Source organism: Bittarella massiliensis (ex Durand et al. 2017) (assembly GCF_009876955.1).
GTDB classification, from domain to species: Bacteria; Bacillota; Clostridia; order Oscillospirales; family Ruminococcaceae; genus Bittarella; species Bittarella massiliensis.
Genome location: NZ_WWVY01000028.1, coordinates 1 through 5,688, shown reverse-complemented (window position 1 = coordinate 5,688; position 5,688 = coordinate 1). Strand labels below are relative to the sequence as shown.

Genomic DNA, 5,688 nt, shown 5'->3' with positions numbered 1-5,688 from the left:
TCCGCTATTGCTGCGCGGATTTGCTTCTCAAATATATCTTTTTGAGATGTGTCACAGTATAAATACTTCCCGGCCTGGCGGAAATACTGTTTCCACCTACGCTCATTCATACCGAATCCCCCTCATAGAGCACACCGTCTTTCGATAAGAGGCTATCAATAGTCTGCGTCACTCGCCGATATTCTGCAATGATATCATCGAGATATCTGCTGCCCTGTTCGGTAATCGAAAAATATACTCTGGTTCGATTACTCTCCGTAACAACGGTTTCTAACGGTGAAATGTAACCGTGCTCTTGTAGCCGATAGATAGCAATATATAGTGTGTTAAATTGAAGCACACCATCACTAAGCCGGGCCATTTCCTGAAGCATTTCGTAAGCATACATTGGCTTTTGCCTCAAAAGAAAAAGAACCAGCATATCGGTCGTAGCTTTTTTCAAGCCATCTTTCATCCCTGCCACAGTGCCACTGCGTTTTTTGGATGTTTGGGATGGTTGCTCCATAGTGTTATCTCCTTATGTTCATTAACATTATACAATGAAACATCACTGTTTTCAACATATTTATTATTGACAAATATAGATATTTTTATATATTCTATAACTAGGATATATAATGTCAGTTCAGTTGGATGGGCATCAAGCCCACGATGTTCAAAGGAGTGTATTTAGGTCTTCCGCTAAAAATAAAAGTCGCACAAAAAAACCAAGTATGTGAAGCTATGAGCCTGAAACAATATGAATTAACAAAAGAACAATGGGAACGAATCAAGCCGCTGTCACCACCGGAAGAAACGGGAAAGTGGGGTCGTCCCCGGAAGGATAATCGGATTATGCTCAACGGAATGCTCTGGATCATTCGGAGCGGTGCGCAGTGGTGTGAACTGCTGAAAAGGTCAGAACCGGCGGGAGTGCCGTGCTGGAAGACCGGGCCTATGGTGCCCGGACGATTCGGGAATATATCTCAGCCCCCGGGACCAGGGACCAGCTATGCGATCCCGCCCCAAAGCAACATTTCCGGTCCCTAGCCGGTTGACCGGCATCTGTATAAAGATTGCCTTCTGGTGGAGTGTTTTTCCAGAAAATCAAGTGGTTCCTCAGAACCGTCACCAAATATGACACGTCGGATGCTTCTTTGCTGTCCTTTATGCATCTTGCCTCCATCGCTATTTTGTTGCTTTAGCACAATCTCCGCCTTTTTTCAAACAAGCCCTAGAAATGAGGTGTTTCCAATGTTTTGAATTTGTTGTTGCCGTTTTGGAGGTTATTGGAAAGCGTTTAAAACGATTTGCAACAAAGGAGTTATCTTATGAGAAAACGTGTAACTAAGCGGATTTTATGCCTATGCGCGGTATGTATTCTCTGTGTGGCGCTGTCGCTCTCTGCCTTTGCGGCTTCTCGCGCAAAAACTGGTTGGCGATTGGGGGCATATGGCGATCAGACCTATAGTTTGAGTGTTTACGGAAACACTGTTTTGTCTCCCAACCGAAATGTTGTGATATATCAAAGCCAGAATATTACCGATCAGTTATGGATTCAGCAAACTGCTCCTAATGGACTATACTATTTGGTGAGTGGCATTGACGGCTATGGTACATACGCTCTAAATATCTACCGTTATCAAGGAGCCAATTATCTGAATTGCGATGTATATCCTTTGAGTGGAAATGAGAGAGACGCATCTATCGAAATTCAATATGAGCAAAATTCGTCTCGCCATTTTAAGTCGTATTATTATGGGTATTATCTGGTTGCAACGGGAGCAAGTAACCTTGCAAACGTAAAATGGGGGAGCCGAGATTATGTGAATTATTCAGATTGGTGGTTCCCAGTAAGTATTACTGCGTAGAAGTTAGTTGATATTGCTGTGCTTTATCCGACATAAAGGATAGGGCACAGCAATCTCCATATTAATCCTTTGAGGGGAAATCGAGGAAAAAATATGCGTCGTTTGATTGTAATAGGGTCTTTATTTATAGTTATGATGTCTATATTATCGGGCTGCACACTAGACTCCTCTTCGTCATCCCCGAGGAGTTCATCTCCTGTGGCATCTACTGTTAACAATAGTTCAGAGACTTATCCAGAAGTTGAACCAACAGAACCAATCCTTTATCACGATTTAAAAATGCTGACGTCGTCAATGGGAATAGGTACAACTTGTAGTACAGAGACAGGCTTTTATGAATTGGATTTGTCGGGAGCGCTGCCCACATTATTTTATATTGACTATGCGACGCACCAAAAACTCCCCCTTTGTAGCCGTCCCGAATGTCAGCACAATGATGAAACATGCAATGCAGTTATTCCCAATGCAATTGGAGTTGTAAATTTTCAGCAACACCTATTGGTGTTCTGCTCAGCAATTGAAGACCATCCTTCGATCTTGCAGATAGGCTATGATGGCAATGACCGTGTTACGCTGGTTGAGCTTAACAGCGCAGACCGATATGACCGTGCATTCGCTGGAGATCAAAATGTATTATTCACGATTGTTGAAGCATACAGCAGCGAGTTGAATGTACAAACACCACAGTTAATTCAAATTGATCTTGCGCAAGGGAGCATTCAGAAGCTGACACAACTTGATTCATCCAAAAGTTGGTTTCTGGTTGGAACCGCGGATAATACACTTATTCTGAAATCAATAGAAGTCACACAAAATAAAAACCCAGGTTCTCATGAAGCATATTTATCACAAAAACACGAATTGTTTTTTTACGACTTGCAGCTTCAAGAAATGACTCCTCAACGTTCATGGATGCAAGAAGAAGTGGTGGACGCCTCTTATGGTGATTATCTCTTTTTCTATACACCGTCTAAGGGAACATTTGAAGTTAATCGTTTTGACGGCGCTGGGTTAACTACGGTGTTGCAGTCCCAGCCGATTCCTATTCCTGATTCCAGTTCCCTGTATTTTTTGGGATTGTACGATGACCGATTGGTTGTTCAAGTAGGCGAAAAGATTGAATCAGAATCCTCGGGTAGTGCAGCAAACGTTAAGTGGCGTCAATTTGCCGTAGACATAAGTGACGGTTCTGTTATAGAGTTGCATTTGTCGTATACTTATGCTGGTGTTACAGATTTTGTTGTTCCCGTAGCAGAATCAGATGGCGTATTGCTTGTAAAATGTGGTGTGCAAGAAAAAATGATGACGGCTGAGGGACCGGATGGTACAATTCAACAGTATCCTACGGTCGTTCCGGTCTATGCAACAATAAGTAGTACGAATTACTTTTCTAATAACGCACAATACACCAAAATACAGTAGCGGATTAAGTCCTAAAATAAAAGTTTTGCTTTTGAAAAGCACAAATTTGGTGGGCCGCTGAGAAATCAGTATCGGCGCGCGAGATACTGATTCGATACGTCCGAACCAAATTTACAATGTAAAGGGTAAAGGAGATGTAATTTATGAAAAAGAAACTGTTTGCGATGGCGCTGTGTCTGCTCATGGTGGTCGCGATGGCTGTGCCTGCGTTTGCGGAAACATTTCGAGCTACTCCGCCGTATTTTTCAGCATCGACTTATTACTACAGTGTTAATTCTGCGAAAGCGTTGAATGCGTACACTGAGGGAACGCCGGTCAATGGGACGAATGTGACGACGTATACGTCTACCGGTTCCATAACCCAGGAATGGATTGCCACGCAATTCCCAGGAGAGGACCGCTATTCTGTACGTGTTGGAACTTCCAGCAGCGCAAATCCATTGGTTTTATGCTTAGGGGCCAATGGAAACTGTGAACTGCGTTATACAAGTAATACGACGGTGGAAAATTACAAAGTCAAATTTATTGCTGAACCCAATGGAGTATATGGAATCGCTTTAGTTAACCGCCCCAATTGGGTAGCCTTAACGGAATCATCGGTTCAGACAGTAGGAGGACATAATGTCGTCTGGCAGCCATCTTCTGGACTGAACAATCAACTCTGGAGAGGAGTTTTGGTGTATGACTGATTGAAAGGAGCGTTTATAACAAAGCTATGGACAGGCGACTTAAATCGTATTGCATATTGTTTGTGCTGATTCTTTTCACTGCCGTGATTCTTAGCGGGTGTCTATCAGGACGGACATCTTTGGAAGTGCCTGACGCTAATGAGACACTGGCAGAAGAAACCAATGTGCAGCTGAGAATGCTCACCACTATGGACGGTTCGTTTGCCTCAAGCGGAATCGGCAATGAGGATGGATACTACAGCCTACGATTCAATGACGACGGTTCTGCGAATATTTTATACACGGATCGTTCTTCACGGCAAACGGTGTATCTGTCTAACCAAATATCTTCTTCTCATGATAATGCTACAGATACAAGCTGGATTGAGGATGGTGCGACTTATCTGATGGCTGATGAGAATTCACTGTATTTTGCCCAAAGCTTTGTAGGAAGAAACATGGAGCCGACGGATAAAATATGGAGATTGGACCCTAATGGCGAGAATCGAAAGATTCTTATGGAATTAGAGCCCAACCAACGCTTACCGCAAGCCGTAGCATCAGATGGGGCTTATCTCTATATGGTCATTGAAACCGTTTCTCAGGACGCGTCAAGCAGCTATTCCCTATATAGAACTTCGATAGCAAGCGGGGAAAAGGAAAAAATTACGGATTTGGCTGGCAACGAGTTTTTAATCGGTGCTTATAAAGAGTGGCTTGTGTTTAAAAGTACGCCTGCATTTGAAAGTATGACGGAGTCTGATACATGCGGCTCTTTGTTCTTGTTTTCAATCAAAGACTGCAGGAAACAGATCCTCTTGAAATGGTCGCCGGAAACACATTATGGGATTGTCCACGAAGGCAGATATTATTATCTGCAATGTGATTTCGACATACGGTCGGCACAACTTTACTCATTGAATCTGGAAAACGGGGATACTGTTTGCATAAAATCCGGACTCCCAATCGGTGATAGCCTTGACACAACCTATTTTGAAGGAATATACGATGGAAAATTTCTTTATTATGTCGGATCGGCAGATTCGGAGAACGTCTTGGCTATTCACTATGCAGGATATGCCGTCTCCAGTTCTGATGGGGCTTTGGAAGAAGTGACTCTGACCAGTAATTTTCAGGGAGAAACCTATGTAAAGATACTGTGGGAATTTAAGGATTGTTTCCTTGTGAGAACTGGTGAGGTAATCGAGACAAAAGTGCTGGAAGGTATCGATGGGACTTCATATACGGCTAAAATTCCTGCCCCGCAATGGGCGTTGATCGCAAAGGAAGACTTCTGGAGCAATAACCCCAACTATCAGACGATTTCTCCAGTTGCAGATTAAAGCATCCAGATGGCCGGCGTTGGAAGAAACGTGGTATTTATTGCAATTATTGTTTTAAACAGCAAAGCAAATTTTTTTCAGCGGTCATGATGTACTCCTGCTGGATGTTCGAACTGATGGAAACGAACATTGATCCATCTGTTTGGAGCGAGTGGCGAACACTTGCCGCTCAAAAGGATCGGAAGTTGGGCATCGGTGCGCAAGGTGCCTGATGGAATAAAGCAAAATTTGTGAAAGAAAAGGAGATGTGAGATATGAAAAAGAAAATCTTTGCTATCGTCCTCTGCCTTATCATGGCAGTTGCATTGGCTATCCCTGCGTTTGCTACGCAATCCAATGTTGCACGAGCACCTGTTGTCGGAATTCCCTATTTTCTTGCTTGCTGGAACGGACAACGTGACGCAA

General features: G+C 43.2%; 6 protein-coding genes. 5 read left to right on the top strand and 1 reads right to left on the bottom strand.

The window, feature by feature from the left end:
• Nucleotides 1–106 precede the first annotated feature (106 nt).
• Complete coding sequence (locus tag GT748_RS14635) at nucleotides 107–505, bottom strand: PadR family transcriptional regulator (RefSeq protein WP_117472697.1); 399 nt, start codon at nucleotides 503–505, stop codon at nucleotides 107–109.
• A gap of 128 nt (nucleotides 506–633) precedes the next feature.
• Here GT748_RS14635 and GT748_RS14630 point away from each other — a divergent pair, with 128 nt between their 5' ends.
• The 5 genes from GT748_RS14630 to GT748_RS14610 all read left to right on the top strand — a co-directional run bounded on the left by GT748_RS14630 (nucleotide 634) and on the right by GT748_RS14610 (nucleotide 5,283).
• Nucleotides 634–1,029 carry a transposase gene (locus GT748_RS14630; protein WP_155202504.1) on the top strand — a complete coding sequence of 132 codons (396 nt, stop codon included), beginning with the start codon at nucleotides 634–636 and terminating at the stop codon, nucleotides 1,027–1,029.
• Nucleotides 1,030–1,310: 281 nt separating this feature from the next.
• Nucleotides 1,311–1,850 (top strand): hypothetical protein, encoded by a 540-nt coding sequence (locus GT748_RS14625; RefSeq protein WP_134109624.1) that lies wholly within the window; start codon nucleotides 1,311–1,313, stop codon nucleotides 1,848–1,850.
• Nucleotides 1,851–2,048: 198 nt separating this feature from the next.
• Entirely contained in the window at nucleotides 2,049–3,272 is a 1,224-nt protein-coding gene (locus GT748_RS14620) for a hypothetical protein (protein ID WP_155202505.1), read from the top strand.
• Between the two features lie 143 nt (nucleotides 3,273–3,415).
• On the top strand, nucleotides 3,416–3,961 hold the full coding sequence (locus GT748_RS14615; protein ID WP_055080015.1) for an RICIN domain-containing protein: 546 nt from the start codon (nucleotides 3,416–3,418) through the stop codon (nucleotides 3,959–3,961).
• A 119-nt stretch (nucleotides 3,962–4,080) separates the two neighbouring features.
• Nucleotides 4,081–5,283 carry a hypothetical protein gene (locus GT748_RS14610; RefSeq protein WP_155202506.1) on the top strand — a complete coding sequence of 401 codons (1,203 nt, stop codon included), beginning with the start codon at nucleotides 4,081–4,083 and terminating at the stop codon, nucleotides 5,281–5,283.
• The last annotated feature ends 405 nt before the right edge of the window (nucleotides 5,284–5,688 follow it).

Excerpts from the sequence above, each read along its gene's own strand:
- GT748_RS14630 (WP_155202504.1), top strand. The coding sequence starts at position 634 with ATGGGCATCAAGCCCACGATGTTCAAAGGAGTGTATTTAGGTCTTCCG.
- GT748_RS14615 (WP_055080015.1), top strand. The coding sequence starts at position 3,416 with ATGAAAAAGAAACTGTTTGCGATGGCGCTGTGTCTGCTCATGGTGGTC.
- GT748_RS14635 (WP_117472697.1), bottom strand. The coding sequence starts at position 505 with ATGGAGCAACCATCCCAAACATCCAAAAAACGCAGTGGCACTGTGGCA.
- GT748_RS14625 (WP_134109624.1), top strand. The coding sequence starts at position 1,311 with ATGAGAAAACGTGTAACTAAGCGGATTTTATGCCTATGCGCGGTATGT.